The sequence below is a fragment of the Methanohalophilus sp. DAL1 genome, assembly GCF_001683555.1.
GTDB lineage: Archaea > Halobacteriota > Methanosarcinia > Methanosarcinales > Methanosarcinaceae > Methanohalophilus > Methanohalophilus euhalobius.
This window is the reverse complement of record NZ_MAFX01000011.1, coordinates 13,214-39,036: the sequence shown is the minus strand read 5'-3', so window position 1 is coordinate 39,036 and position 25,823 is coordinate 13,214. Positions and strand designations below refer to the sequence as shown.

Below are 25,823 nucleotides of genomic sequence, written 5' to 3'. Positions count from 1 at the left end.
TATGGCTTATGAAAATTTAGCGTTTTTAATACCACTTTTACCCGCACTCGCCTTTGTAATTACCTTCTTTGTAGGTAAGAAAACCCCATATGGCGGGGGATTAATCCCGATATTCGCAATAGCAGCATCCTTTTTGATCTCTCTATTGATCACAATCGGTTTGCTGCAGAACCCGGATCAGGTAATTAGCCAGTCCTATCACTGGTTTGCAATTTTTAATCTGGGTATCCTGATAGATCCGCTTGCAGCGGTAATGCTCACAATGGTGACCTTTGTAAGTCTGCTTATTCACATATATTCAGTAGGCTACATGTCACATGACCCGGCCAAACCAAGGTACTTTGCAGAGACCTCCCTTTTCACTGCGTCCATGCTGAGTTTGATTTTGTCCGACAATATTCTCCAGTTATTCATAAGCTGGGAACTTGTGGGTCTGTGTTCTTATCTGCTGATCGGTTTCTGGTACCAGAAGCCCAGCGCTGCTTCAGCGGCAAAGAAGGCTTTCCTCACCACGCGGATTGGAGATGTCATGTTCCTTGCAGGTATTATTGTCCTGTTTGCCGATCTTTTCAAACTGGTAAACGGCATTATTCCCGAAGGTGTCTATCTCCTCCGGTTCGATGAGATTTTTTCATTCATCCCTGAAATAGCTGCCATGAATGCAACTATCCTGGGATTTGAGGTCAGCCACCTTACGATAATCACCCTTCTGTTCTTCGGAGGTGCCGTTGGTAAGTCCGGTCAGTTCCCGCTACATGTGTGGCTGCCTGATGCAATGGAAGGCCCAACAACAGTTTCAGCTCTTATCCATGCTGCAACAATGGTTACAGCCGGTGTCTATCTGGTTGCAAGAACTTTCCCGATGTTTATAGCTGCACCACAATCCCTTATAATAGTGGCATACGTGGGTGCTTTCACTGCATTGTTTGCCGCAACAATGGGAATTGTGATGAACGATTTGAAACGGGTACTTGCCTATTCCACTATCAGCCAGCTTGGTTACATGATGCTGGGATTGGGTATGGGAGCAGTCATCGGTGCAGAAGCAGTCGGTGTTTCAATCTTCCATCTTGTCAGCCATGCATTCTTCAAGGCACTGCTTTTCCTGTGTGCCGGAAGTGTGATCCATGCTGTGGGAACTCATGATATGAGGGAACTCGGTGGCGTTGCAAAGGTCATGCCGATAACAGCTGCAACAATGGTAGCCGCATCTCTTGCTCTTGCAGGCTTCGGTATACCCGGAACCTCTATAGGAAGTACAGGTTTCTTCAGTAAAGATCCGATAATTGAAAATGCATATCTCTTCGGGGAACATGCAGGAAACTGGTTCCCATACATCTTCGCTATCGTGGCAGCACTGCTTACTTCACTCTATATATTCAGACTGCTGTTCATGACATTTGCCGGAAAGCCCAGGACCAATTACGGTGGGCATGAATCTCCTGCATCAATGACAGTTCCACTTTCCATACTGGGTATACTTGCCCTGGTATTCGGAGCTATCGTTGTTGAGCCGTTCAACAAGTTTGTAAACAGTACCTTTGTGAACAATTTTGTTAACATGGACATCCCTGCTCTGGCAGAGGTGGGTAACTATGAACTTGTCCATCATGCAGGCCAAGAACCACTGCTCATCCTGTGGATGCCTGTTATCGTTGCAGTCATCGGTCTGTTGATCGCTTTTGTGATCTACTACCAGAAAGCAATAGACATGAGCAGGTTTGTTTCAAAAGACAACTCTGTGTACAAACTCCTCTACAACCGCTACTATCAGAATGAGATATTCACCCAGCTCTTTGCTGTCAAGTTTGTCTATGAAGGTCTTGCTATGGCAGGCTATCACATAGACAGGTTTATTGATGGTATCGTCAACGTAATCAGTTACCTGATAATAGAGGCAGGGGATTCCTTCAGGAAGGTACAGACAGGAGTTATACAGCACTACTCGGTGGCTGTCATTACGGGAGTAAGTCTCCTGGTAATATTGATCAAGCTAGTCATGGAGGTCTTCTAATGTTGCCGGTATTATCCCTCATTGTGCTGATTCCGCTATTGTTCTCAGCATTTGCGTTCCTTACGAAAACAAGGGAGCAAGCTCGTGTGGTGGCCCTTATGGGTACCCTTATCACACTGATACTGACCCTTTACATGTATTTCAGCTTCGACAGTTCATCAACTGCGATGCAGTTTGAGGAATTGGCAAGCTGGATTCCAAGTCTTGGTATAAACTACCATCTTGGTGTCGATGGCGTCTCAATGCCCCTTATATTGCTAAATGCAATCGTAATACCACTGCTAATACTGTTCACATGGAATGATGTCAGATCAACTCCCAACAGGTTTTATGGCTTGATCCTGGCAATGCAGGGAGCAGTTATCGGTGTATTCATTTCCCTGGATTTCTTCCTCTTCTATATATTCTGGGAACTTACACTGATTCCGCTGTTCTTCATGGTGAACATATGGGGCGGTCCGAATAAGAGGCATGCTTCAATCAAATTCTTTATTTACACCCATGTGGCTTCCCTGGTGATGCTGCTGGGTATCTTCGGACTTTACTTTGCTGCCTGGGACCAGACAGGTGTGGCAAATATGGGCATTGCCCATCTCATGAGCCAGTTCCCGATGATTGGGTCAGGTATTGCCAGAGATGCAATATTCCTTGCACTTCTCTTCGGTTTCCTGGTGAAACTTCCAATAGTACCATTCCATTCCTGGCTGCCTGATGCTTATGCAGAGGCACCGACTGCTGGCAGTGTACTGTTCATCCTGCTCAAGATTGCAGGGTACGGAATCTTCCGTGTTATCCTGCCAATGCTTCCTGCTACAGGATCCCCGGATATGATGATTACAATCCTGGGATTGCTTGGTTCTGTAAGTATTGTGTATGGTGCATTCCTGGCACTGTCCCAGAAGGATCTCAAGAGAATGGTTGCTTATTCCAGTGTAAGTCACATGGGTTTTGTTACCCTGGGAGCTGCAGGACTTGTTACATTGTCCATTTCAGGAGCAATGTTCCAGCAATTCTCCCACGGTTTGATCATGAGTATAATGTTCATGTCCGTAGGAGTAATTCAGGCATCTACCGGTACCAGGATAATCAATGACCTGGGAGGCCTTGCTACAAAAATGCCTAAGCTGGCGGTTATAATGATGCTGGCTTTCATGGCATCCCTGGGTTTGCCAGGTTTGACCGGTTTCATCGCCGAATTCATGGTTTTCACTTTCAGTTACGTGAATGTGCCAACATTTGTAATACTTGCACTGTTTGGTGTAGTCATAACTGCTGGTTACCATCTCTGGGCAATGCAAAGAACTATGTTTGGCGTCTATAATGGAAAGATCGGAAAGGTCTTTGACCTGTCCAACGTACAGACCTTCTCCATGGCAGTTATAGCCCTGCTGGTACTGTACTTCGGATTGAACCCAAGTCCGGTGCTGGATATGATGATTACAGGTTCGAATGAAATAGTCAGCCTAATGGCTGCAATGGGGGTGTAAGAATGGTAGATTTGATGTTACTTGCACCTGAGATTATAGTTGCATTGACCGGATTGATCGTACTCATGATTGGTATTTTCATGGGTTCTTCATCCAAAAACGTACTTGGCTATATCGCAACAGCAGGCTGTCTGGCAGCCCTTGCAATGGTGATCGGCAACTTCAGTGCCTCTGCATTGATGTTTTCCGATACCCTGAGTGTGGACCCCCTTTCCCAGTTCTTTAAACTGGTGTTTTTGGTGGTTGCTCTTATTGTGTCCATTGCATCTATCAAGTATACTGAAGACAATAAAGACACGGAAATCTTCTATGCCCTTGTGTTGTTTGCCACTTTCGGTATGATGTTTGTGGCATCTGCCAATGACCTCATGGTTCTTTTTGTGGCCTTTGAACTGGCAAGTATAGCAACCTATGCCCTTGCCGGATTTGAGAAGAAGAACCCCCGGTCTGTCGAAGCAGCAATGAAATACCTGCTTATGGGTGCTCTCTCAGCGGCCCTGTTGCTTATGGGAATATCCTTTGTTTACGGTGCAACCGGTACCACATCCATTCCGGGTATCGCCCAGAATATGGATGTATTGGCCTCCAACGCAATCGGCTTACTTGCAATAGTACTCCTGATAGCAGGTTTTGGTTTCAAGATTGCTCTTGTACCATTCCACATGTGGGCTCCGGATACCTACCAGGGTTCGCCTTCTGTTGTATCGGCCCTTCTGGCCGCAGGTTCCAAGAAGATGGCATTTGTTGCTGCATTCAAGGTATTCATAGTAGCCCTTCTGGCAATGCAGGCGGACTGGAGGATGGCTTTTGCGATACTGGCAGTAATTACCATGACCTATGGTAATGTCGTGGCCCTGTCCCAGAAAAGTGTGAAACGTATGCTCGCATACTCCTCTATTGCACAGGCAGGCTACATTTCTATGGCATTTGTTGTCCTGACCCCGATGGCACTGACCGGAGGTATACTTTATACCCTGGCTCACGGTTTCATGAAAGCCGGTGCTTTCATAGCTACTGCCGTTGTAGTCTACATGGTTATAAAGGAAAAGAGGGATACGGAAATCCCGGATCACATTGATAATTTCAAGGGATTGGGTAAGAAAATGCCAATAACTGCACTGTGTCTTACAGTATTTGTATTTGCACTTGCAGGAATTCCGCCAACAGCAGGATACATGAGCAAGTTCATCCTGTTCTCCTCGACCATTCAGTCAGGAATGGTATGGCTTGCGGTAATCGCAATCTTAAACAGTGCGCTTTCCCTGTATTATTATGCAAGGCTTGTAAGATACATGTATGCAATGCCCCATGAAGGTGAAAAAGTATCTGAGCCAGTTCCTTATGTAGCAGCTCTTCTGATATCCCTTGTGGGTGTAATGGCTATTGGTTTATGGCCAGAGCCATTCGTTGAAATTGCAATGCAGGCAGCCAGTGTACTTGTCGGAGGTATTTAATATGGCAGATTGTGATCTATGTGGTGTGTCAATACCCACCGTTTGTCCGGTAAGAGTGTTTGAACCCCGGTTTGAACACTCTTATCCCGAAGGAATCTGGAAAGGTCTTTGCGAAAAATGTCTTGATTCTGCAAAAGGTACATTTGACGAAAAAAGTGATGAGGAAGGCAACTGCGTTCCCGGCAATAAATTCGAGAAATGTGACCTATGCGGAACCACATGCCAGCTCTATGACATAGATGTTTTTGTTCCCTCTTTCAAGAATGTATACGATGAAGAGACAAGACATCTCTGCAGGCGCTGTCTTGAAAGCTGTAATGAGGCCTATGACAGGAAAGATGAGTGTTTTGGAGAACACCACTAAAAGGAGATTCTCCCCTCTTTTTACTTTTTTTTAAATTATACTGAGTAATATCAACAGTATCGTTAATCGTATCAGTATACTCATTCCGGTTGATATTGTTACTATTTTCACGCCCAGTTTAGGACCGAAAATAGAAATATATCTTGGCAACAAAGTCCTTATACTGAATATCGGCAGCATGAACATACTTCCAAGCATTATGATGATCATAGCCTGCAGGTAGGATATACTTCCTTCACCGATCATGGGGCCAAGCAATGACACTCCCAATATAGGGCTGGCAATGTAAGTTGTCAGGGGAATGATGCTTTCTGAAGGAATCCCAAAAAGGTCTGCCAGGGGTAGCACACTGAATATCTCAAAGAAGCCTTGCTCCCTCAGTGCAAAAACAAGGGTGGTCATACCCAGATATATTGTGGCAATCTTGAAGAAAAGTTTCTTTTCTTTTTTGAAACTTGCTTTCATTGCTTCCTTTAGTGGAGGTCTATTCCCGTTATGTCCGTCATCCAGTGTACAGCTTTTTTGTTCTTTTATCCAGAATTTGCTCAGTATAATAACAACTGAAAACTTCACAATGGCTGATATAATGAATACCATCACGTAGAATCCACCGACTACAGGTCCCAGTGCAGGTAATATTATGGGAATCTGATACGTTATGATTCCCCTTACATAAGCAGGCGTACTGTTGAGGAGGGCACATAGTATTGCTTCCCTATCATTAATACACCCCTTATCCTTTGCCTGGACTACCATGCTATTTGCAGCAACCGTTGATCCGATAGCAACTAAAAAAGCACTTCTGCAGGACTCGGGCAGATTGGTGTGCTTGAGCAGAGGTCTTGTGAGGCGGGATAATTTTTTCATCAGCCCCAGTTCTACAAGGAGTCCGGCACCCCATAATCCGATAAAGATCATTATAAGTATGGGAACTGCAAAATCAAGAACCCGAAGTAGCAGGTCGATCATATCATTTTAGTTGACAATCCCTGTAAATTAATCTATTTATCCCCTTTTTATTAATACCATTAATTTGATATTATTAGCAATAATATCTGGAGATGTGAATGTCATGAAAAAAGAAATGATAAACATCCTTGCCTGTCCCCTGTGCAAGGGGGAGCTAGTTCTAAATATAAGCAGTGATGAAGGGGAAGAGGTTATTAGTGGTACCCTCTATTGTGCTGCATGTGACGAATATTATCCCATCGAGGAAGGCATTCCCAATATGCTTCCTCCTGAAATGAGAGACTAAACAGGTGAATCCCCGTTGCAACAGATACATATCAACAGACTTGGTGTAAATTCCATTGAATTTGATATTCCTTCTGTTGAGGTCTCCCTCTCTCCCGGTGGAGAACAGAGTTTTGAGATTGTGATTATCAATTATGGTTCGCCTACTCATGTCAATTTTTCCATTTCAGAAAATCTGGATGGTTATGTAACTTTCCTTGATGACAATCCTTATGTGACCCATGAAGAATATGTACCCGTTGTTGTCAGGATTCCACATGAAGGCAGGGTATTCAGTAGTGGCACAATTTTTGTTACCATGGGATATGGCTCCAAAACAGAATCATTTGGTATAAACATAGGGCAGAAGGACAATATACGAATCCCTGTAGAGGAAGAACCTAAAATTGAACCTGTCCATAATCCTTCCCCTCCTTCTTCTGCATCAAAGACTAAATGGAGCATGGATTTTGGCCAGTTCCTTAAGAAATCCATCACTCCGAATGATATGAAACTAGTCATCCTTCTGTTTTTTTTAATTGGTTTCCTTTTTGGTGCCTATTATGTAATATCATCTGTTAACCTGAATCCTGCTGGTTTTTCAACCAGTTTTTATACATCCCTGGCAATTGCTATTCTTCTGACTTTATTATTTGTTTATATGTTAACCAAACTACCTGTTTTCAGGAAATAACGAGGTACTTAGAATGAAATATATTATAATCACAGGCGGTGTTATGAGTGGTCTCGGTAAGGGGATTACTGCTGCTTCTGTAGGACGGAACCTGAAAAACAAGGGACAAAAGGTAACCGCCATCAAGATAGATCCCTATATCAATATTGATGCAGGTACCATGAGTCCTTTCCAGCATGGTGAAGTTTATGTGCTGAAAGACGGTGGTGAAGTAGATCTTGATCTGGGCAACTACGAACGGTATCTTGACACTGAACTGACATGGGATCATAACCTGACTACAGGTAAGATATACCAGTCTGTTATTGAAAAAGAAAGAAGGGGCGAATATCTTGGTAAGACCGTGCAGATCATTCCTCATATTACCAATGAAATAAAGGCCCGTATCCGCAGGGTTGCAGCCAAAAGTGGTGCTGATATCTGTCTGATTGAAGTCGGTGGGACGGTGGGTGACATTGAAAGTATGCCGTTCCTTGAAGCAGTCAGGCAGATGCACAGGGAGGAATCCGAGGAGGACATTATTTTCCTTCATGTAACACTGGTTCCCATTGATGCCCAGGGAGATCAGAAAACAAAACCCACGCAACACTCGGTCAAAGATCTGCGCCAGCTTGGTCTATCCCCGGATGTGATTGTCGCACGGTGTAAAAATCCTCTGCATGAAAGTACCCGCGCTAAAGTATCCCTCTTCTGTGATGTTCCAAAGGAAGCTGTAGTAAGTGCTCATGATTCAAATGATATTTATGATGTCCCCCTCCTGCTGGAAGAACAGGGACTTACAGGGTATATGATGCAAAGACTCGATCTTGTCACCAAACAGCAAGATCATTCCTGGGAAGATATAGTCAAAAGAATGAATGCTGCGACACGGGTAGTCAGGCTTGCAATTGTTGGAAAATATACCAATCTTGAGGATTCCTATCTGAGCATAAGGGAATCCCTGAAACACGCAGCAATAGAAGTTGGATGCAAGGTAAGGACCGACTGGGTAAGCTCGGAATCCTTTGATGAAGACCCCGCGGCAATCAATAAGCTTCAGATGTATGATGGTGTGCTTGTTCCTGGGGGTTTCGGAGAACGTGGTGTAGAAGGTAAGATCCAGGCAGTAAAGTTTGCCCGGGACAATGATATCCCTTTCCTGGGACTATGTCTTGGTATGCAATTGTGTGTAATTGAGTTTGCACGTAATGTAGCGGATATGGAAAATGCCAACAGTTCCGAATTTGATGAAAACACCCCTTATCCGGTAATTGACCTTTTGCCGGAACAGGAAAATATAGTAAATATGGGTGCCACAATGAGACTCGGGGATTATGAAGCCGTTCTCAAAAAAGGTTCACTGGCAGAAAAAATATATGGAACCGATACCATAGTCGAGCGCCATCGTCACCGGTATGAGGTAAATCCCAATTTTGTAGATAGATTGGAAGAAAAGGGAATGGTATTTTCGGGCAAAAATCGCAATCGTATGGAAATAGCCGAAATCCCTTCTCATAGTTTCTTTTTTGCTTCCCAGTTCCATCCTGAATTTCGCTCAAGACCCGGCAGGCCCTCTCCTCCTTTCAGGGCCTTTGTGGAAGCAATGTATAAGAAAAAATAATTAACTCATATCTGCGGGTTCTGCTTTCATGTATTCCCTGAGGACGGTTGTCGCATAACTTCCCTTGGGCAGGCAGAATTCCAGTGTAACTTTTTTCTTCCCTGCATTTAATTCGTCATCGTCAATTGTGTAAGCCGGTTTTACATTCAACAGGATTTCCCTGCGCCTGCCCTTTGAAGTGATACGGGGAATCTCGGGAATATGGAAATCTTTCTGTTCAACACCTGTCTCCTGGAGTATTTCTTTTTCTATATTGCCCGGGGAGCTGTCCGTAAATTCGGTGGATGTGCCGACCAGCGGGGCCGTCACAAAAGCTCTGCCCCTGCGAATCAGGTTATTGATTCCTTTTATCTTGGAGGATGTTACAGTTTCAAGCCGGGAGGTATCTGGCAATCCCTGTTTATTCTTGAAGCACACAATATCACCTTCCACAGCTTCATTGAGGGGCAGATTTTCCCGGATTCGCCTGCAGATGATCCGATTGTAGATATATGACTGGTAAGCATGGACAAACATGTTCCGCATATTGGAACTTAATTCTCCGAATGCTGCGGCAAAGTCATCCGGATTATTCACAAGATAGTGCATCATTGCCCTTTCATAGCGCAACTGAACCGGATATTCTTTCAGGCTTTCGATATAGTTGCGCTCCTTATAGAAACGGTCGCGTACAAGCCTTGTTTTCTCGTGCTCATCTGGAAAACTTAAACCAATATAATCGATTGCAGCTTTCTCAATATCTCCCTTGACTATCGATTCTCCCACAAGGTGGGTGATGGGACGACGGGAGCCAAATCTCTGAATCCCGAAAAAGTTGGGTACTCCATCAATCTTATTTATTGTGGAAGTGATATTCAGGAGTCTGTTATCAAGTTCCTCCTGTGGCAGGTCGACATCCCGGATAATTATTTTGAATTTATTTCCCACGAGGTCTCCCAAACCCACATCTTTGTTGGAACGACCCAGAACTTTCAGATTTACATCCCTGAGTTTTATCCTTTCAACGTCTTCTGCTTCAAGGTTGTATATACTTATACGCTGGGTGGTAAGTGCCCTTTTATCCTTGGTACCGGCAAAACCAAACCTTTTGGAACTTATTCCCAGAATTCGGGACATGTCTCTTATCAGGTGGTGGGTTTCCCAGTTTTTTTTCGTAAGTTCGAGGATCAGGTATTTTCCTTCATTGCCTTCATCCCTACCCGTGATTTCCTCAACAACAAAATCTTCACTAGTTTGTTTTAACTTTCCACCGATACCTTCTGTTTCCGTTACATAAAGGTCGATACCGGTTTGTTTCTCTATATCAGGCACTTGCATGGATAATCCTCATCTTGCGGCAATATCTATTACTGTTACATTTGTCTGCCTGGTGTATGTCCAGCCATTTTCTGTGGGAGCGGTTTCCACCGGCAGGCTCCCTGCATACATGCCTGCCGAGGGGTCAAGAAGTAACCAGCAACCGTATTTGTCGGTTGCGTAATATACGGGTACGCATCCATAGTATTGCTCTATGGCCTCTGAGATACGATCGATGTCTTCCTCCATTCCGATGTAAACTGCTGCATAGGCATGTGTTTCGGTCAGGTATATCCGGGATGTGCCCCCGATAGCTTCTACCAGGGAAGCCATTGTAATAGCGTAATCATCACAGTCTCCTGCCCCGATTTCCAGAGTCTCACCCGGCCCGACCCAGTAATCCGATCCACGGGGGTCGCTGATATAATCCACATCTTCTATCAAATTATCATAAAGGGCACATACCTGGTAAATATTGTATTTGCCGGGGTACTCTTTTGCTGCTTTTGCAGCTTTGCTTCTGACCTGTGGGTCGGATGAATTGACAAGGGAGTTTATCTTATCGAAAAGATAGGCCGGGTTGTACGTATATTGTGGACTTACTTCTGTAGCAGCAGCCCGGGTTTTGATTTCAATTGCGTCAAAATACTGTATTCCGTAATCGTGCCATTTCCCGGATTCGGAAGTTGCCATTATCTTTACAAAAGGCTCTGGTTTTATTGTCGATTTGTCGGGTACGTCAAAACAGGCATATCCCAGCTCTTTTTCTTCTTCCGGGGCTATCAGGTATCCGCTATCAAAATCGTATATGCCACTTCCACTTGCCTGCCGGATGCCGTATCCATATACGTAAATTTCATTATTTCCCTTATTTGTGATGGTCATTGTGAGCATACCGGTATTTTCCCGGAAAGGTTCTCCATAACTGTAAGCACTTGATATGCTGTATCCGGGGGACAGTATATTGCTTTGGCTGGGTTTATCATCATATTCTGGATCAAGAATGTGTACATTTGGGGATGTCAGGGTTTGTGTATCGAGTTCATAGGCAGTTTCCATACTCCTGTCATCGGAGACGAAAAAACTTTCCTGCAGAATTTCCGGATTTTGAGCGCCGATATAGGCCAGTATGCCAATCAGGGCTACCAGTAACATGAACCCTTTTTTCCCCATTGTACCATCCTTTAAAGCAATTTCAGGGAACCGGTAATACGTTCTATGTCTTCATTTGTTGCGGGTCCGATGCCAAGAGCAGTGACAGTACCCGGTTTTATCTCGGTCAGACCGGCATCCTGTATCAGGGCGGTGGGAAGGTTCTGTGCCCGGGCTATTTCCCTTAACTCATAAAGGTCCCTTTCGGCAGGCACTTTAAGTACTACTTTTTTCTGTCCTTCAGCTTTCCATTTTGAATATATTCTGGAATCTGCCTTCTCGGATGCTGATACTGCAGCATGGGCCACCTGTACTGCAAGTTTGCCCTTTGATAATTTCAGGTCCTGTCGGATCACAATACATTGTTTGCAGGTAAACATTTTAATATCCTCTTCAGGAAATCGGTTCAAAGTCTTTCCATAAGGTGGTCTATTATCTTCTCTGCCGGATTTATCCCCCATGTTCTATAAATACCTGCCCCGGAAGGAGTTGCATTGACTTCCAGCACCATATTACCGTCTTTTCCCTCTATCAGGTCGACTCCTGCATATTCAGCCCCCATTTTTTCACATGCACGGACGCAAAGTTCTTCCTGTTCTTTTCCCAGCATACATTTCTCAGTATTTCCACCCTGGCTGAGATTGTATAACCATCCCCCTTCTGCTTTCCTGTAAATGGCCCCGATTACTTCATCACCAACAACAAAGGCACGTATATCCCTGCCGGGATTTGCTATATATTTCTGGATGTATAACATTTTTCTTTCATTCATCATCCTGCTCACAAATTCCCTTGCCGGTGTATCATCCAAATTTCCATCAGGATTGATTAGCTGTGCGTTCTTTATCCTGTATATTCCCTTGCCTTTATACCCGAATACTGGTTTGATGATGGCGTCTTCGAATGATTCCAGGGCATTCATGGCACTTTCTATATCCTGGACACCTTTTGTGGGAGGTACCGGTATATTTGCTTCTGCCAGAAGATATGTAGCATGATATTTGTTTGCAGCATTCTGGATTGATGCCGGTGAGTTGATAACAGGTATCCCAAAGTTTTCCAACTGGCGTAAAATATCAAATCTGAAAATGATTCCTTCCCCATTTCCTCCGCCGGCATCCCTCACAATGATGGCATCAAGGTCCTGCAGGTTTATGTCCCCTGCGTGGTAGGTTATGTTTGTCCCGATAGTCACTTCTGCATCTGCAATGTTTATCGGAATAGGATTAATGTTGTTGTGAGATGCGGTTTCGATTAGGGATTTTGTGGTCCAGTCTTCAGGATCGGTTATGAGTATTCCTATGTTTTTCATCTGGATTTAATGTAATCCTGATCGGATAATTATGTTTTTGTCCATTAAGTAGAAAAATTAGTAAAAATGACATGTCTTTAATCAGACATGCTCTATATCAGTATTTCCTGAAATTTCCGTGTTTGTGGTGCACAGGTCCTCTGTGCTTAATTTATGGACATCATCGTTGCCAGTCAGCCGGGCAAAATCCTTCATTTCCTCCGTTGAAACTCTCAGGAAATGCTCCAGTTTTTTGGCGGAATATTCGATCTTCAACCTCTTTCGAAGTTCCGGATCCTGGGTGGTGACACCTACAGGACACTGGCCGGTGTCACACAAACGGTATTGCTGGCATGCACATGCCATCAGGGCTGCAGTGCCTATTGCTATGGCATCGGCTCCCATTGCAAGGGCCTTTGCAAAATCAGAGGAAACCCTTAGGCCCCCTGTGATAACCAGTGAGATATCCTTTATGTTCCTGTCATCCAGAAATTTCCTGGCTCTGTGCAGGGCAAACAGTGTAGGTATTGAAGTTGCCTGCTTGACAAACTTCTTTGCAGCCGCAGTTGCTCCGGGTCTCAGCCTTCTCCTCTTTTACGGGTTTTAAGTGGGTCTTATTCGCTTTACAGATAGGACATTCCCAGTCATCAGGGAAATCTTCCGGTTTCGTATCCGGCCTGATATCTGTAAGTGGCTTTCCTCTATCGTCGTCATACTCAAAAACATTACAGATCTCACATCGGTATTTGGACATTGTATCACAGTATATTTCCCTGATGTACTGCACGGAATATGTATGTTCAAAAAAAGATATTATGAAAGGATTACTTCCCAAGCTGTTCCTTCTCGGATCCCCTGGTACAGTAATAGCCGTTAGTAAGTCCCATTTCCTCTGTTACCGGACAGCCTCCACAGATACAGCCACTCTCTTCGTTAATACAGTCACTCTTTCCGATTGTTGGGAAACAATATCCTCCCTTTTCCCCACATTCGACCCAAGAGGGACAGCTAGGGCATATGCACATGGACATTACCATTTCTTTCTTTTGTTCCATTTCCTCAGGACTCATTTCTTCTGCCATTCATTTCACTGCCTGTTATATTTTATATTCATTGAATGTATGATCCATGTCTCTTATTTATCTAACTGTTGTCTTTGAATGTTTATGCAGAATGGGGGGGACAATAATCAATTTCATTGGCAGATTCTGTTCATCCGATCAATATCTGTGATTGACGTATGTTTTTCTCCATTACCTATATTCTCTCCCACAATACCGTTCTGTTCCATCCAGCAGGCGGTTAGGTCGGCCGCCCTCTCCACAGCATCTACTATTACGCTGTCAGCGGTTGCTATAACCCCCCGGTATCCAACCTGCTTGAGATCGAAATCCACATTTTTTGATGTCGTGACGGCTGTTTTGAAAGGGCATTTAGCTGCTCTCTTACGGATAAATTGTGCAAGTTTACCGCTGTTGCTCATCTGGCTGTCAAGGAGGATTGTTGCAGAATTTATTGCCAGTACCGAGAGTGTGGTCAGCATCTCATCAACAGCCTGGTAGGTTGTAGCTGTATTGGTGTGGTTCTTGAAAATTCCCCGGGTGTCACGCAGGAATCCATCGTCTGCAAACCATACTGTCTCGTTATGAAGCACGCTTTCCATGGTTATCAGTACATTGTACCCGTCTATGAATATATCACACCCTTTTAGCCGGGAGCACGCAAGCCTTTTATTACTGCGTCTGGCTGCGGTCTCCGGGTCAAATATAAGCCTTGTGAGAATGTGCCTTTCTTCTTCTGCCAGACGGTAATGGTTACTGACAAACCTGATTGCACCTTTTCTCCTGTATCCCCGGTAGAGAAGGTACCTTATGTCGGCTGCAGGTTCCCTTAGTTTATTTTTGAGTCTTTCGACTGATGTGCTACCTGCGGCAGATGTCATATCTGACAATCTCTTCCGATAAGTTTTATACATGTCGGCAACCACCCTTTAATGGTGATTTTTTGGAAATACTCTGGCTTGATCAGGATGATGTGAAATCCCTGCTGGATATGCCTTCAGCCCTGGAGGCAGTGGAAATGGCTTTTGCCCAGCATGGCAGGAATAAGGTACAGATGCCACCTAAGTCCTATCTCTATTTTACCGAGCATAATGGTGATCTACGCACAATGCCCGCTTTCCTGGAGGAAGAGGATGTTGCAGGTGTCAAGGTCGTAAATGTTCATCCTGAAAACCGCAAAGTAGGGCTGCCTACTGTTATGGCGACGGTGATACTCAATTCCACATCAACCGGTGCACCTCTTGCCATGATGGATGGTACATACCTCACGGAAATACGTACCGGGGCCGCAGGAGGTGTGGCAGCCCGCTATCTTGCACATGAAAACAGCAGTGTCGTGGGGATGGTGGGAGCTGGTAACCAGGCCAGGACACAGTTAGAGGCTATATCGAACGTTTTCGAGCTTGAACAGGTATATGTATTTGATCTGGATACTTCAAGGGCGGAGGATTTCAAAGAAGGAATGGAATCAGTTGCATGCTGTGACATAACAGTAATAGATAGTGTCCAGAAAGCCTGTGATGTGGATATTCTGGTAACTACCACTCCTTCTAGACAGCCAATCATCAAAGCACAATGGTTGCCTGAGGGTATCCATATAAATGCTATCGGGGCTGACGCCAGGGGTAAGGAGGAACTGGACCCTTCTATCCTCCAGAAAGCAAGGGTTGTGGTCGATGATATGACACAGGCCACCCATTCCGGGGAAGTGAATGTCCCCCTTTCTGAGGGATACATCCGACAGGCAGACATCTTCGCCCAGCTGGGCCAGATAGTTGCCGGTCTGCATGAGGGGCGCGAATCGGATTCTCAGGTCACGGTTTTCGATTCAACGGGGTTGGCAATACAGGACATTGTGACTGCCAATCTGGTTTACAAGAAAGCAAAAAATAAAGGTATAGGCTCGAAGGCAAAATTGTTCTGATTATGTCTGGTAAGGGCAAGGTAACCACTCACCTTTTGCCCCTTATGGTCTTAAATCCGCCGACCCTTTCCTCACAGATCTGCCTGTGGCCTTCTTCCTCTTTAGAGATATGTTCCATCTCCTTGAGGAAATTCTTCTGGTCATTTTCATCAGGAAACAGTTCCTCAATTATATAGGGCTCGATCTCAGTGATATTCTTGTAAACATCTCGTGCAAGGATTTCATATTTCATTATGGCTTTGAACATTTCGGGGCTGTCCATACTCTCAAAATCAAATACTTTTTGAGGAAGCCCTCTTGGTATTTTATCTGGAAGTGGTATGTCGGCTTTTTCCATCCAGTTTTTGAGTTTCAGGCCGTGTTTGTCTGAATCATTTGCAAGTCTTTCAAGGGCATCCAATTCTTCTCCCATGAGTTCGATGCGTGATTCCCATACGACAAGTTGTTCCATTTCTGTTTCGATCCAGTACATTTTCTGTAACTGGGATTTCAGTGTTTCTTTATCTTTTATTCCGGACACACTTTCACCTTTTATATTAATATATTGTAGATATTATATTTGCCAGTTTCGACGGGATATCTATAAATAATACTCGGGGAGTACTGGAGGAATACCGGTGTATATTAATGAAAGCGGTTTGTTTGATCAGCAGTGGATTGGATTCTCTCGCATCCCTTGCGATAGCGTCTGCAAAATACGATGTACAGCTTGGCCTGACCTTTGATTATGGGCAGCTGGCTGTGGATGCAGAGATTGAACGCTCCCGGCAGATATGTGCCCATTATGGCATTCCACACCGTGTCATTTCGCTGGACTGGATGAAAGATATTACTACAACATCCCTGGTAAACCGGCAGGGACACGTACCGGATATGGCCGAGGCAGACCTCGGGAATGGGGAAGTGACTTCTGAATCCGCCGCAAACGTCTGGGTTCCCAACAGGAACGGATTGATGGCAAATATTGCTGCCGCTTTTGCCGAAGCCATGGATTGTGGTTATATTATTGCCGGTTTCAATGCCGAGGAAGCCGCTACTTTCCCGGACAATTCGCCGGCATTTGTCGACTGTATAAACAGGGCTTTTTCTTACTCCACTCTTAATGGAGTACGGCTGATATCTCCTGTGCTTGAAATGGATAAGGTGGCCATTGTAAAGGAAGCAGTGCGAGTACAGGCTCCGTTGGTTTTAAGCTGGAGCTGCTATCAGGGCGAAGAAAAACCCTGTGGGTTATGTGAAAGTTGTGTCAGGCGGGCACGGGCTTTCCGGAAAGCTGGCATCAAGGATCCGGCAGTGGAGAATATATAATGGGAATTAAAATGCATATAATGGATGAGATTTATGATTATGACGGCAGCCAGATATCCTCTCTCTGGGCCTACCAGATGTTCGGGATACAGGCCGATTCAGTGGTGGCATTCCGGGGACAATGTGATGTGCAAATCGCACACATGATAGACCTTGAGGACAAAAGGAAAAACGAATCCATTGTATCTGCAGACATGCTTCATTTCATCATTGAGCATTTCGATTCCACCGATCTGAAATTAATCTACAGCAGGCAGCGGCTTTTCACAACTCTTGTTGCTGAAACTCTTTTTTCTATGGGAATCATGACTAACAGGGAAGGGGATGATCTTTTTGTCAATGGGAAAAAACTGACAGTATCAATTGCAAGCACCTCTGCGGTCTCACAGAAGATACATTTTGGCATCAACGTATCCCATGATTTTTATGGCAACCTGGATGAATGTGGTATTGCTGCAGAAAAAGCCCGGCAATTGCTGGAAGCTATCACAGGCAGATACATTAAAGAGATGGAGGATATCGAAGGAGATCTTCGAAAATCCCGGCCCCTGGATGTGGTTTAAGTGGAAAGGAAGCCGGTGTCCGAGATATTCTGTGCGGTACAGGGAGAGGGTCCTTATGTAGGGGCGCGGCAGGCCTTTGTCAGGTTTGTTGGGTGTAATCTGGATTGCTCCTACTGTGATACTCCTCTCGATGAGCCGGATCATTGTCTTTTTGAAAAAGTGCCTGGAAGTGGTGAATTTGAGAAACTCTCACCCCTGCTTTGCGCTTCAGACATTGAAGAGAAAACCAGAGCATTTAATAATCTTCATTCGGTATCCCTGACAGGCGGGGAACCTCTTTTGCATGCAGAATTCATCAGGGAGCTGAATCTGCCTGCACCTGTTTATCTTGAAACCAACATGACTCTGCCGGAAAAAGCAGCGATTGTAAAGGACTCGGTGAATTATGTGGCCGGAGATGTGAAATTACCTGAAGAATTTGAAGGGAGTAATTTTGTTGAACACATCGAACGCACATACCAGTGTTTCCGCACACTTCGCAGCAATCAACACAGGGATTGTTTCTGTAAAATTGTAGTAACTTCTTCAACTAAACCGGCTGATGTGATGGATGTTGTAGCGCAGATATCCGATTACATAAGCTGTGTAGTACTGCAGCCGGTCACACAGCACACAAGGGCTACAGATATACAAACAATACTTTCCCTGCAGGAAAATTTACTTGAAATTAAAAACACTCTAATAATCCCTCAGACTCACAAAATGTGGGGGTGTCTATAATGACAAAAATGAAACTTGGAGTAGAGGAATATATTGACAGTGCCCACTATCTGCCCGGGCATGAAAGTTGTGGTATAGTTCATGGTCATACATATAAAGTCGAAGTTGTCCTTGAAGGAGAGAAGAAGCCATCCGGAATGGTCATTGATTTCTATAATGTAAAACAGACCGTCCGGTCTACTTTGAAAGAGTACGATCATTGCATGCTCAATGATATCCTGGAGTATCCAAGTTCGGAAAATCTCTGTGAGCACATCTATAACCGCTTATCCCAGCAGCTGGATTTCCCTCTCTCTGTGAAGGTCTGGGAAGGACACGGCAAGTGGTGCCAGTTAAGTGGAATTGACTGAGCAGGATTCCAAAACCTATATCTAGCTGTGACTCAATAGCAACATAAGATTTGTCTAGAGTGGAGGAAATGTTTTGGCCACGGAGAGCGGAAAGGACCCTGAGGAATGTCTGCCGGAAGAATACCGGGACTCGATAAAGAGACTTATTGCCCAGCATCCCTGCTATAACAAGGATGCACAACATAAATTTGGAAGGATTCATCTGGCGGTGGCTCCTAAATGCAATATTAAATGCAAATACTGTGACCGTAAATTTGATTGTGTAAATGAAAGTCGACCCGGGGTTACAAGTGAAGTTTTAACTCCACAACAGGCCCTTGAAAAAACACAAAAGGTATTGGAAGAATATCCCTTCATTAAAGTCGTGGGTATTGCCGGTCCGGGCGATCCGCTTGCAAATGAGGAAACCTTTGAGACTTTCAAACTTATAAAACAACTTTTCCCGGATGTCACTCTCTGCCTGAGTACCAATGGTCTGGCTCTGCCTGCCAGGATACAGGATGTCCTGGATTCCGGTGTTTCCACATTAACTGTTACTTTGAATGCCATTGACCCTGAAATAGGGGCAAAAATTGTAGATCATGTAAACTATAACGGTAAAACCTACCGGGGTGTTAAAGGAGCCAGCATTCTTCTTGAAAACCAGCTTGAAGGTATCCGCAAGGCTGTGGAAGCAGGACTGGTTGTTAAGATCAACACGGTGCTTGTTCCGGGTATCAATGAGGATCATATTATCGAGATTGCACAGAAACTCAATGACATGGGTGTGTATATCATGAATGTTATGCCTCTTATCTGTCAGGCTGATTTTGCTGACTGGACTGCTCCTACTTCACAGGAACGCAAAGCTATACAGGATTCCTGTGAACCCTATGTTCAACAAATGCGCCACTGTCGCCAGTGCCGGTCCGATGCTTATGGCCTTTTGGGTAAAGATCTTTCTCAAATGAGTGAGCAGCGTCGCAATATGGTTAAAGTTGATGCTCTTAAAAAGGCCGAATCCGCCAAAAAGAAAACTTCTGATGACACACCAGAATAAATGTGGAGACTTTCAATTGGATGTACATACCCTTGCCCAAAAACTGCATGATTTTGAGGGTGTATCCCGCAAGGCACCTATCGCAGACATTGCACGTATGTTTGATGACGTGAGGGAAAGTTATGGGGGTGCTGTCGTTGATATGGGTGATGACGCTGCAATAATTGATATTGATGGTGATGACGTCATCCTGTTTGCGGCTGATGGGATATGGGGCAGGATCACAGAAGCAAGTCCCTGGTGGACAGGTTATACTTCTGTCGTTGTAAATATTAACGACATATCTGCTATGGGGGCACGGCCGCTTGCCATGGTTAATGTGATGTCTTCTTCTGATAAGGATGTATGTGACGGTATGCTGCAGGGTATGAAAGACGGGGTGAAAAAATTTGGTGTGCCCATGGTCGGTGGTCATCTGCATCCTGACACACCTTACAATTCACTGGCAGTGTCCATTATAGGAATCGCAAAGAAGGATTGTGTCATCCGCAGTGACACTGCCTGTGTGGGTGATACAGTTATTGTCGGCTATGATATGGATGGTCGTGTGGGCAAAAATTCTCCTTACAGCTGGGATACGACTTCTTTCAAGGACCCTGAAACCGTTCGCTCCCGGTTCATGATAATGCAAAAGATCGGCGAAAGACATCTTGTCACCGCCGGCAAGGACATCAGTAATCCGGGTACCATAGGTACGCTGGGGATGCTTTGTGAAACAAGTATGGTGGGTGCAGAGGTAGATCTGAGACAGATTCCCAAACCTGCAGATGTTGCCCTGGATCAGTGGCTGATGATTTATCCGGCAACCGGTTACATTGTGACTGCAAAACCGGAAAATGTCGATGAATGCCTGGATGCATTCGAGGAAGTGGATATAACTGCTGCAGCCATCGGGAAAATTGATGATAGTTGTTGTGTGAAAGTAACCGATGGTAAAGATTTAGCAGAAGTTTTTGATTTCAGCAAAGATTTAATAACGGGGATCCAGGAGTAATTTCACTCGGATCCCACATAGGCTTTCAATTCATCATAAAGGTATTGTTCTGCTGCCTGGACGGCTTCAAGTTCTCCCCTCAGTACTATAACTTCTCTTTCATCACATTCAACAATGTTTACACCAATCTTTCTCTCAAGGGGTTCAAGATCGAATTCTTCAACAAGATCATAGACCAGATATGAAGGAGTGCCCGGAGGGATTACGAGGTCATACAGGCCTTCGATTTCAGTTCCCATCTCATCTTCCATTTTTTCCTTGCTCAGTTTTAGGTCTTCGAGGGTCAGTTTTTTTACCATAAGTTCACCCGTAACGTATATCTTGAGGCTAAATTGGTTTTTCTGGTATTATAATTTGTCCATGGTTGCAGGCGTAATTCAATTTTAGAAAGTTTGATATACTTCTATATTTATTGTTGTGAGTGGGAATATAAAATGCGACTTATCAATATGGGGTTAAAGGGAGAACAGGTACGTCTGGACTTTTTTGGATGTAACCTGAAATGTCCTTATTGTATTCATATCAGGCAACCCTTTGAGGAATACAGTATAGATGAAGTTGTTGACTTTGTTAAAAATTCAGCTGCAAAAAAGGTTTTTATCGGAGGAGCCGAACCCACTCTCCAGAAGGATTTAATCCCTTTGATTGAGCGGTTGTATTCAATGGGTATGGAGATTATTCTAAAGTCGGATGGCATGAAACCTGAAGTACTGGAGCAATCTCTGCCCTTTGTAAAAGGTTTTGTTCTGGAATTGAAAGTTCCATTTGAAGACACGGCTGCAATTGAGGAACTTACAGGCATTTCCTCCAAAAGGGTAGAACAATATGTAGCAAATCTCAAAACATCGATAGATATTGCTAAAACCAGATGGTTGCGACTCTGGGTTCGTGTAATTCCCGGTTATGTTACTGAAGAATCCGTGAAGAGGATGTTGCCTGTTATGGAAGGAGCCTGTGAGGTACTTCTTTATCAATTCTTAAGCAATCCCGACTTTGATCATCCTTTTGCAGGATACACCTCGCCTGTGCCTGCCTGGGAGGATATGGAAAGCCTTGCCGCTATTGTTGCAGAAAAGGTGCCCCGTGTAATAATTGTGGGAGAAAATGGGCGTAAGATAATTGGTAAGGAATAATTTTAACGATAAGGTAATGAGCAAGGTATCGTAAAAAAAAGCAGATTGGTGGTATGGTGGTGGTACGATATGAAAGCTGCTTTTCAGCCTTGCTCATTACAAACCGCACTATGATATGAAGGTATTTAAATATGTTTTTATATATGAGAAATTATATTTTGTTTATTTGTTTTCTATGTGGTTTGAATTCAGATAATTTTTTTAGACCAAAACATTTATCCATGTCTGCCGGTATGTAATTAATCGATCGACATGCAGGAATACAAATTAAAACGTGGTCATTCCCCCGATATTGAGCGTATCTATGAAGCGCTTGAGGAATGTTTCCCTTCCGATATATCCAGAAAAGGAGATAGATTAGTTACTTCATACGGTGTTATGAAGGAACTTTCTGTGTGGATGAACGGTAAAAAACTTGCAGTTGACACGAATTCTGAAGCTGAAGGTGTCTCTGATGAGATTATTCTTGATACCAACAAGAGATTCCGCGATTTTCTCTATAAGGCAACAGGTTACACTGCCAAGGAACGAGTTAAGAACGCCAAGAAGGCAGTTTCCAAATAACAGGATCATACGTGTTTGCCAATCGCGACTTTCTCAAGGATCTTAAGGCTTTTGAAATTCCCACATGCCTGCGTGTCTGTGCAGGTACCGATGGTTCTGTCACCTTCCTGCTTGAGATCATGACACGCCACGAAGTTGAGGTAATTACCGAGGATCAGCATCTTGTAAAAGCAGATGAGGAAATGGCCGGGCTTTTGGATGTGGATGTTGGTGAAGAAGTGAATAATCGCACCGTGCGATTGGTGGCGGATGGTGTCCCTTATGTTCATGCGGTTTCCCTCTCTCCTATAGGCCGTATGCCAGAAGAGGTTCGCAGGGATATGATGCGTGCCGATATACCAATTGGTAAGATCCTGCGTAATTACGGCATGGAGACCCGCAGGGACCTTGACACCATACAGATGGAAGCCGATGATCCGCTTTTTGGCAGTCGTGAATGTCTCTCAAGGACCTATCGTATTGTGCACCACAATGACACGCTCATGTGGATCAAAGAACGCTTCCCTGCAGATGGTCGCTGGTTGCTCTGAACCGAATCCAGAAAACCGAAAACTTATTATGGTATCACTCCTATTGAGGGGTCGCAGTCAAGAAAAGCGTGCCTCGGTGGCTTAGGGGTGTAGTGCGTCCTTGGTAAGGACGAGGTCGCGGGTTCGAATCCCGCCCGAGGCTTTAAACTTGCAGTACAAAGCCCTCCTGCCTTGAATGGTCAAGGAAGGTGGGAAGAATGTCTGTACTCTATGATACGGAAAGAAGGCTCAAGTCTTCAGAGAGACGTATTGAAAATTCTAATTTTTCTGAACGAGATAAAAACCTCCTTTTTTCTTACGAAGCTGATCTTTTTGTAGACGGGCTTGGTGAATGTCGAGTTCTAAAATATCTGGATCAATTGTATCGATTACGGCTTTGGCTGGATACTGATTTTGAGTTGGCCAAAGAGAACGATCTAAAGAGACTGGTCGGCTACATACAGAGAAGGGATGTATCTGCCTCTACAAAGAGGGATTATAAGATATGTCTTCGAAAGTTTTTCCGATGGCTGTACAATGATGATTCTGCACTAAATTGGATCAAAATCAAAAACAAGGTCAATGAATCGAAAATTCCTGAAGAATTGCTGACAGAGGAAGAAATTCTCAGGCTCATCGAGGTGGCTGATCATCCTAGGGACAAGGCAATCATCGCTACTCTCTATGATACTGGTGGAAGGATAGGCGAAATCGGCACACTTCAGATAAAACATATTTCTATAATGGAAACATTTTCAGCTAATATAACTTCTTTTGGTATATTAATTCAAACTCAAATGGTGTACCGTGGTCGAAAAGGCAACACCCGAAAGATATCTATTCCTATCTGGGCCAAAAGATATGAACAGTATTTTGTGAGGGATGCCATGAGAATTTTATGGAAACAACTTAAAAATAGATAATGTATCTTATCTTCAAAAAAGAATTAATTCAAATGATTGAAACAATGCTGTCAACAATGAGTAAGATTCTGTATACTATGAAATGACTGATAAAGTGGTTGTTATATCTACTATAGGAGCCATAAAAGAATCAAATAAAATTAGCTTAGAATTGATAACTGAAAAATGCGGTCCTCTGTCCTTAAAGTTTGATGAAATTGAACCAGATAGTTTAGTTCCATACACTCGGTCAGTAAATAGAGCATACATTTTGGATAAACTAATATCATTTAAAAATGATGGGATTGTCAAAGAAAATGTTATTTTTCAGTTTCAAAGCAAACAATACTATAAGGACCTTAGTGCACATTTGATTTTTTTCACTGTGATATCTGCTGATTTGGAAAGGAATCTGAGCAATGATGAGGCGTGTTCAAAGCTAATAGAGGTAATGAATGAGTATATATAAGCAACTTCTGAAAAATCTAATATCATTGCTTCGCCATGAATTTCAGAAAAACTCTTGGCTGAATGAATCAAACTCACAACATTAGTTCAAATCATATGTTACTAAAATACTTATTATACCAATTATCTTTAGTGTCGTAATATCCGATACAAACAGATTCCAGATGTTTGTAATCAATTCCATCAAGCATTTTCTGAATCTGTCTTAAAGAGACCTCTGTCTCCGTGTCATATAAAAATATGATTCTGGGCAATATGTCTCCTTGATAATTCTTTCTTTTCATTTCTTCAAAAGATTTATCAAATCTTTTAACCTTGTCAATTATTGTTTCGGGTGGTGTTTTTGTTTCGAATTCAATAATGTTAGTAATTGAGTATCTTGAATTTGTACCTGGATCACGCTGACAATATATTATGTCGGGTAATATCAACCTTGATTCCCTGGTGCAGGGATATGGAAGACTGTTGCTGCCAATAACTTTTTTCCAATCCAATTGATTGGACTTTTCAGTAACGGTTTTTCTGATTTCATCAAGTGTGTCGTTATGGGATAATTGTTTTGTATTACAATCCCTATTTCCTTCATTACCATTGAAAGTAATTGTAGCCTTATATTTCAGGCATTCTCTTTTCAATGAATGTGCACGATTGTGTTTTAGACACCAGAAGTATTGTGGAGTCTCTGAATTTGTCTGATCTAAATCGATGTATCGTCTGTGTTCTTGCCAGGTCTTCGTTTTTGGTCTGTGCCATACAACCTTATTTTCTGTACTGCATAATGAGCAAGCATAATACATATTTTCATTAAGTTCCATGTTCATCGACCTATAATTATTGAGCAAATTGTTCTTTGAGTGGATAATTTGTCGCATAGTCTAAATATATTGCAAAAGGAAGTATTCCCTATTTTCACAGGTTTTTATGTCAACCCTATATCCCAAAAGTGCATAAAGTGGGTACTCCCTAAGTTACCATTCCCTTTTATCACGGGTGCTTATGTCAACATGAAATAACTGTGAACGGGGAAAAATTGTACTTTTTCAGTTACCATTCCCTTTTATCACGGGTGCTTATGTCAACAACCAGATGGCAATATATTATATGTATGGCGAAGGCGGGCGTTACCATTCCCTTTTATCACGGGTGCTTATGTCAACTTTACACTTCATAACTTTTATTGTAATGCATTCTGTTACCATTCCCTTTTATCACGGGTGCTTATGTCAACTTAACCCTTCTATTTTTAAGGAGACCAGAAAAATGAGTTACCATTCCCTTTTATCACGGGTGCTTATGTCAACAACAAATACCACCACTCCATTGCAACGTCTTGCCACGTTACCATATTCCCTTTTATCACGGGTGCTTATGTCAACTAACATATAAAACAAAGGAACTCAACTGTGTTGAAGTGTTGTTACCATTCCCTTTTATCACGGGTGCTTATGTCAACCAATAAACTATGGTTCAATTTTTAGGAAGTTATAAAGGGTTACCATTCCCTTTTATCACGGGTGCTTATGTCAACATGAAAAGGCTAGAGAAGTAATCTATTATCTTAGAGTTACCATTCCCTTTTATCACGGGTGCTTATGTCAACTACTGAACATAACCCTGAAACCTACGAGCCGACAAGCATGTTACCATTCCCTTTTATCACGGGTGCTTATGTCAACCACAACAACCACAAACGAACTATCATC

Annotated in this window: 31 protein-coding genes, 1 tRNA gene and 1 CRISPR repeat array (1 of these 33 cut by a window edge); of the genes, 20 read left to right on the top strand and 12 right to left on the bottom strand. The window is 43.5% G+C overall.

The features are described 5' to 3' along the window. Window position 1 precedes the first annotated feature (1 nt). Genes fpoL through A9957_RS03010 form a run of 4 tightly spaced genes read left to right on the top strand, consistent with a single transcriptional unit; the run spans window position 2 to window position 5,319 of the window. The gene (fpoL, locus tag A9957_RS03025; protein ID WP_096712475.1) at window positions 2-2,014 is read left to right on the top strand and encodes a F420H2 dehydrogenase subunit FpoL; all 2,013 of its coding nucleotides are present in this window, start codon (window positions 2-4) and stop codon (window positions 2,012-2,014) included. Then, on the top strand, window positions 2,014-3,501 hold the full coding sequence (fpoM, locus tag A9957_RS03020) for a F(420)H(2) dehydrogenase subunit M (RefSeq protein WP_292343147.1): 1,488 nt from the start codon (window positions 2,014-2,016) through the stop codon (window positions 3,499-3,501). Before fpoL ends, fpoM begins: the two co-directional genes overlap by 1 nt. Window positions 3,502-3,503: 2 nt before the next feature. Beyond that, a complete protein-coding gene (fpoN, locus tag A9957_RS03015; protein WP_096712473.1) occupies window positions 3,504-4,955 on the top strand; it encodes a F(420)H(2) dehydrogenase subunit N in 1,452 nt (483 codons plus the stop codon). A gap of 1 nt (window position 4,956) precedes the next feature. After that, window positions 4,957-5,319 (top strand): F420H2 dehydrogenase subunit FpoO, encoded by a 363-nt coding sequence (locus tag A9957_RS03010; protein ID WP_096712472.1) that lies wholly within the window; start codon window positions 4,957-4,959, stop codon window positions 5,317-5,319. Between the two features lie 30 nt (window positions 5,320-5,349). Here A9957_RS03010 and A9957_RS03005 read toward each other — a convergent pair whose 3' ends face one another. Then, window positions 5,350-6,288 carry a nucleoside recognition protein gene (locus A9957_RS03005; protein WP_292343145.1) on the bottom strand — a complete coding sequence of 313 codons (939 nt, stop codon included), beginning with the start codon at window positions 6,286-6,288 and terminating at the stop codon, window positions 5,350-5,352. Between the two features lie 103 nt (window positions 6,289-6,391). On the opposite strand from A9957_RS03005, the gene A9957_RS03000 reads away from it, so the two are divergent. From A9957_RS03000 to pyrG, 3 genes are read left to right on the top strand one after another with little or no spacing between them, the layout of a single operon-like run. Continuing rightward, window positions 6,392-6,574 carry a methytransferase partner Trm112 gene (locus A9957_RS03000; RefSeq protein WP_096712470.1) on the top strand — a complete coding sequence of 61 codons (183 nt, stop codon included), beginning with the start codon at window positions 6,392-6,394 and terminating at the stop codon, window positions 6,572-6,574. A 15-nt stretch (window positions 6,575-6,589) separates the two neighbouring features. Further along, on the top strand, window positions 6,590-7,246 hold the full coding sequence (locus tag A9957_RS02995) for a hypothetical protein (protein ID WP_105460876.1): 657 nt from the start codon (window positions 6,590-6,592) through the stop codon (window positions 7,244-7,246). 13 nt (window positions 7,247-7,259) lie between these two features. Next, entirely contained in the window at window positions 7,260-8,846 is a 1,587-nt protein-coding gene (gene pyrG / locus A9957_RS02990) for a glutamine hydrolyzing CTP synthase (RefSeq protein WP_105460875.1), read from the top strand. On the opposite strand, the gene truD is transcribed toward pyrG, so the two are convergent. From truD to A9957_RS02950, 8 genes are all read right to left on the bottom strand, one after another. Continuing rightward, the gene (gene truD, locus A9957_RS02985; RefSeq protein WP_292343143.1) at window positions 8,847-10,163 is read right to left on the bottom strand and encodes a tRNA pseudouridine(13) synthase TruD; all 1,317 of its coding nucleotides are present in this window, start codon (window positions 10,161-10,163) and stop codon (window positions 8,847-8,849) included. Between the two features lie 9 nt (window positions 10,164-10,172). Further along, window positions 10,173-11,315 carry a transglutaminase family protein gene (locus A9957_RS02980; RefSeq protein ID WP_096712466.1) on the bottom strand — a complete coding sequence of 381 codons (1,143 nt, stop codon included), beginning with the start codon at window positions 11,313-11,315 and terminating at the stop codon, window positions 10,173-10,175. An 11-nt stretch (window positions 11,316-11,326) separates the two neighbouring features. Continuing rightward, window positions 11,327-11,674 carry a peptidyl-tRNA hydrolase Pth2 gene (pth2, locus tag A9957_RS02975; protein WP_072360357.1) on the bottom strand — a complete coding sequence of 116 codons (348 nt, stop codon included), beginning with the start codon at window positions 11,672-11,674 and terminating at the stop codon, window positions 11,327-11,329. 26 nt (window positions 11,675-11,700) lie between these two features. Further along, window positions 11,701-12,606, bottom strand: coding sequence for a tetrahydromethanopterin:alpha-L-glutamate ligase (gene mptN, locus A9957_RS02970; RefSeq protein WP_105460873.1), 906 nt, complete (start codon window positions 12,604-12,606; stop codon window positions 11,701-11,703). Between the two features lie 81 nt (window positions 12,607-12,687). Beyond that, complete coding sequence (locus tag A9957_RS02965) at window positions 12,688-13,104, bottom strand: glutamate synthase-related protein (RefSeq protein ID WP_258082618.1); 417 nt, start codon at window positions 13,102-13,104, stop codon at window positions 12,688-12,690. After that, window positions 13,067-13,420, bottom strand: a complete 354-nt coding sequence (locus A9957_RS02960) for a rubredoxin (protein ID WP_292343141.1) — start codon at window positions 13,418-13,420, stop codon at window positions 13,067-13,069. The genes A9957_RS02965 and A9957_RS02960 overlap by 38 nt, the downstream gene beginning before the upstream one ends. After that, window positions 13,410-13,667: a DUF2769 domain-containing protein gene (locus A9957_RS02955; RefSeq protein ID WP_096712463.1), complete on the bottom strand. Its 258-nt coding sequence runs from the start codon at window positions 13,665-13,667 to the stop codon at window positions 13,410-13,412. Before A9957_RS02955 ends, A9957_RS02960 begins: the two co-directional genes overlap by 11 nt. Before the next feature lie 113 nt (window positions 13,668-13,780). Continuing rightward, on the bottom strand, window positions 13,781-14,527 hold the full coding sequence (locus A9957_RS02950) for a DUF434 domain-containing protein (protein WP_096712492.1): 747 nt from the start codon (window positions 14,525-14,527) through the stop codon (window positions 13,781-13,783). Window positions 14,528-14,589: 62 nt separating this feature from the next. Here A9957_RS02950 and ala point away from each other — a divergent pair, with 62 nt between their 5' ends. Beyond that, window positions 14,590-15,570, top strand: coding sequence for an alanine dehydrogenase (gene ala, locus A9957_RS02945; protein ID WP_292343139.1), 981 nt, complete (start codon window positions 14,590-14,592; stop codon window positions 15,568-15,570). 28 nt (window positions 15,571-15,598) lie between these two features. On the opposite strand, the gene A9957_RS02940 is transcribed toward ala, so the two are convergent. After that, complete coding sequence (locus A9957_RS02940; protein ID WP_241646018.1) at window positions 15,599-16,090, bottom strand: hypothetical protein; 492 nt, start codon at window positions 16,088-16,090, stop codon at window positions 15,599-15,601. Between the two features lie 107 nt (window positions 16,091-16,197). Here A9957_RS02940 and queC point away from each other — a divergent pair, with 107 nt between their 5' ends. The 6 genes from queC to A9957_RS02910 all read left to right on the top strand — a co-directional run bounded on the left by queC (window position 16,198) and on the right by A9957_RS02910 (window position 20,544). Further along, window positions 16,198-16,878, top strand: coding sequence for a 7-cyano-7-deazaguanine synthase QueC (gene queC / locus A9957_RS02935; RefSeq protein WP_292343137.1), 681 nt, complete (start codon window positions 16,198-16,200; stop codon window positions 16,876-16,878). Next, on the top strand, window positions 16,878-17,441 hold the full coding sequence (locus A9957_RS02930; protein ID WP_394328853.1) for a DUF366 family protein: 564 nt from the start codon (window positions 16,878-16,880) through the stop codon (window positions 17,439-17,441). Before queC ends, A9957_RS02930 begins: the two co-directional genes overlap by 1 nt. Next, window positions 17,442-18,161, top strand: a complete 720-nt coding sequence (locus tag A9957_RS02925) for a 7-carboxy-7-deazaguanine synthase QueE (protein WP_292343135.1) — start codon at window positions 17,442-17,444, stop codon at window positions 18,159-18,161. It begins immediately after the preceding gene. Next, on the top strand, window positions 18,161-18,511 hold the full coding sequence (gene queD / locus A9957_RS02920) for a 6-carboxytetrahydropterin synthase QueD (RefSeq protein WP_096712460.1): 351 nt from the start codon (window positions 18,161-18,163) through the stop codon (window positions 18,509-18,511). Before A9957_RS02925 ends, queD begins: the two co-directional genes overlap by 1 nt. A gap of 73 nt (window positions 18,512-18,584) precedes the next feature. Further along, window positions 18,585-19,550 carry a nitrogenase cofactor biosynthesis protein NifB gene (nifB, locus tag A9957_RS02915; RefSeq protein WP_292343133.1) on the top strand — a complete coding sequence of 322 codons (966 nt, stop codon included), beginning with the start codon at window positions 18,585-18,587 and terminating at the stop codon, window positions 19,548-19,550. Between the two features lie 16 nt (window positions 19,551-19,566). After that, complete coding sequence (locus A9957_RS02910) at window positions 19,567-20,544, top strand: methanogenesis marker 2 protein (protein WP_105460869.1); 978 nt, start codon at window positions 19,567-19,569, stop codon at window positions 20,542-20,544. 2 nt (window positions 20,545-20,546) lie between these two features. On the opposite strand, the gene A9957_RS02905 is transcribed toward A9957_RS02910, so the two are convergent. Beyond that, complete coding sequence (locus A9957_RS02905) at window positions 20,547-20,843, bottom strand: hypothetical protein (protein WP_292343131.1); 297 nt, start codon at window positions 20,841-20,843, stop codon at window positions 20,547-20,549. 135 nt (window positions 20,844-20,978) lie between these two features. On the opposite strand from A9957_RS02905, the gene A9957_RS02900 reads away from it, so the two are divergent. The 6 genes from A9957_RS02900 to A9957_RS02875 all read left to right on the top strand — a co-directional run bounded on the left by A9957_RS02900 (window position 20,979) and on the right by A9957_RS02875 (window position 24,121). Beyond that, complete coding sequence (locus tag A9957_RS02900) at window positions 20,979-21,677, top strand: radical SAM protein (protein ID WP_292343129.1); 699 nt, start codon at window positions 20,979-20,981, stop codon at window positions 21,675-21,677. A gap of 252 nt (window positions 21,678-21,929) precedes the next feature. Beyond that, window positions 21,930-22,241: a DUF5611 family protein gene (locus A9957_RS02895; protein ID WP_096712457.1), complete on the top strand. Its 312-nt coding sequence runs from the start codon at window positions 21,930-21,932 to the stop codon at window positions 22,239-22,241. Window positions 22,242-22,252: 11 nt separating this feature from the next. Continuing rightward, window positions 22,253-22,771: a chorismate pyruvate-lyase family protein gene (locus A9957_RS02890; RefSeq protein WP_292343128.1), complete on the top strand. Its 519-nt coding sequence runs from the start codon at window positions 22,253-22,255 to the stop codon at window positions 22,769-22,771. A 70-nt stretch (window positions 22,772-22,841) separates the two neighbouring features. Continuing rightward, a tRNA-Thr gene (locus A9957_RS02885) sits at window positions 22,842-22,913 on the top strand. A 55-nt stretch (window positions 22,914-22,968) separates the two neighbouring features. Continuing rightward, window positions 22,969-23,673, top strand: a complete 705-nt coding sequence (locus A9957_RS02880; RefSeq protein ID WP_292343127.1) for a tyrosine-type recombinase/integrase — start codon at window positions 22,969-22,971, stop codon at window positions 23,671-23,673. Between the two features lie 82 nt (window positions 23,674-23,755). Next, the gene (locus tag A9957_RS02875; protein WP_292343125.1) at window positions 23,756-24,121 is read left to right on the top strand and encodes a hypothetical protein; all 366 of its coding nucleotides are present in this window, start codon (window positions 23,756-23,758) and stop codon (window positions 24,119-24,121) included. 91 nt (window positions 24,122-24,212) lie between these two features. Here the strand turns inward: A9957_RS02875 and A9957_RS02870 are convergent, their stop codons facing one another. Further along, window positions 24,213-24,935 carry a hypothetical protein gene (locus tag A9957_RS02870; RefSeq protein ID WP_292343123.1) on the bottom strand — a complete coding sequence of 241 codons (723 nt, stop codon included), beginning with the start codon at window positions 24,933-24,935 and terminating at the stop codon, window positions 24,213-24,215. Window positions 24,936-25,012: 77 nt separating this feature from the next. Further along, a CRISPR array of direct repeats spans window positions 25,013-25,823; the repeat unit is 37 nt; unit sequence GTTACCATTCCCTTTTATCACGGGTGCTTATGTCAAC; it runs 1,785 nt beyond the window's last position.

What these genes read in the sequence shown, in the direction of transcription:
- fpoL (WP_096712475.1), top strand. Translation starts at nt 2, where the DNA reads ATGGCTTATGAAAATTTAGCGTTTTTAATACCACTTTTACCCGCACTC.
- fpoM (WP_292343147.1), top strand. Translation starts at nt 2,014, where the DNA reads ATGTTGCCGGTATTATCCCTCATTGTGCTGATTCCGCTATTGTTCTCA.
- fpoN (WP_096712473.1), top strand. Translation starts at nt 3,504, where the DNA reads ATGGTAGATTTGATGTTACTTGCACCTGAGATTATAGTTGCATTGACC.
- A9957_RS03010 (WP_096712472.1), top strand. Translation starts at nt 4,957, where the DNA reads ATGGCAGATTGTGATCTATGTGGTGTGTCAATACCCACCGTTTGTCCG.
- A9957_RS03005 (WP_292343145.1), bottom strand. Translation starts at nt 6,288, where the DNA reads ATGATCGACCTGCTACTTCGGGTTCTTGATTTTGCAGTTCCCATACTT.
- A9957_RS03000 (WP_096712470.1), top strand. Translation starts at nt 6,392, where the DNA reads ATGAAAAAAGAAATGATAAACATCCTTGCCTGTCCCCTGTGCAAGGGG.
- pyrG (WP_105460875.1), top strand. Translation starts at nt 7,260, where the DNA reads ATGAAATATATTATAATCACAGGCGGTGTTATGAGTGGTCTCGGTAAG.
- truD (WP_292343143.1), bottom strand. Translation starts at nt 10,163, where the DNA reads ATGCAAGTGCCTGATATAGAGAAACAAACCGGTATCGACCTTTATGTA.
- A9957_RS02980 (WP_096712466.1), bottom strand. Translation starts at nt 11,315, where the DNA reads ATGGGGAAAAAAGGGTTCATGTTACTGGTAGCCCTGATTGGCATACTG.
- pth2 (WP_072360357.1), bottom strand. Translation starts at nt 11,674, where the DNA reads ATGTTTACCTGCAAACAATGTATTGTGATCCGACAGGACCTGAAATTA.
- mptN (WP_105460873.1), bottom strand. Translation starts at nt 12,606, where the DNA reads ATGAAAAACATAGGAATACTCATAACCGATCCTGAAGACTGGACCACA.
- A9957_RS02955 (WP_096712463.1), bottom strand. Translation starts at nt 13,667, where the DNA reads ATGGCAGAAGAAATGAGTCCTGAGGAAATGGAACAAAAGAAAGAAATG.
- A9957_RS02950 (WP_096712492.1), bottom strand. Translation starts at nt 14,527, where the DNA reads ATGACATCTGCCGCAGGTAGCACATCAGTCGAAAGACTCAAAAATAAA.
- queC (WP_292343137.1), top strand. Translation starts at nt 16,198, where the DNA reads ATGAAAGCGGTTTGTTTGATCAGCAGTGGATTGGATTCTCTCGCATCC.
- A9957_RS02930 (WP_394328853.1), top strand. Translation starts at nt 16,878, where the DNA reads ATGGGAATTAAAATGCATATAATGGATGAGATTTATGATTATGACGGC.
- queD (WP_096712460.1), top strand. Translation starts at nt 18,161, where the DNA reads ATGACAAAAATGAAACTTGGAGTAGAGGAATATATTGACAGTGCCCAC.
- A9957_RS02905 (WP_292343131.1), bottom strand. Translation starts at nt 20,843, where the DNA reads ATGGTAAAAAAACTGACCCTCGAAGACCTAAAACTGAGCAAGGAAAAA.
- A9957_RS02900 (WP_292343129.1), top strand. Translation starts at nt 20,979, where the DNA reads ATGCGACTTATCAATATGGGGTTAAAGGGAGAACAGGTACGTCTGGAC.
- A9957_RS02895 (WP_096712457.1), top strand. Translation starts at nt 21,930, where the DNA reads ATGCAGGAATACAAATTAAAACGTGGTCATTCCCCCGATATTGAGCGT.
- A9957_RS02880 (WP_292343127.1), top strand. Translation starts at nt 22,969, where the DNA reads ATGTCTGTACTCTATGATACGGAAAGAAGGCTCAAGTCTTCAGAGAGA.
- A9957_RS02875 (WP_292343125.1), top strand. Translation starts at nt 23,756, where the DNA reads ATGACTGATAAAGTGGTTGTTATATCTACTATAGGAGCCATAAAAGAA.
- A9957_RS02870 (WP_292343123.1), bottom strand. Translation starts at nt 24,935, where the DNA reads ATGGAACTTAATGAAAATATGTATTATGCTTGCTCATTATGCAGTACA.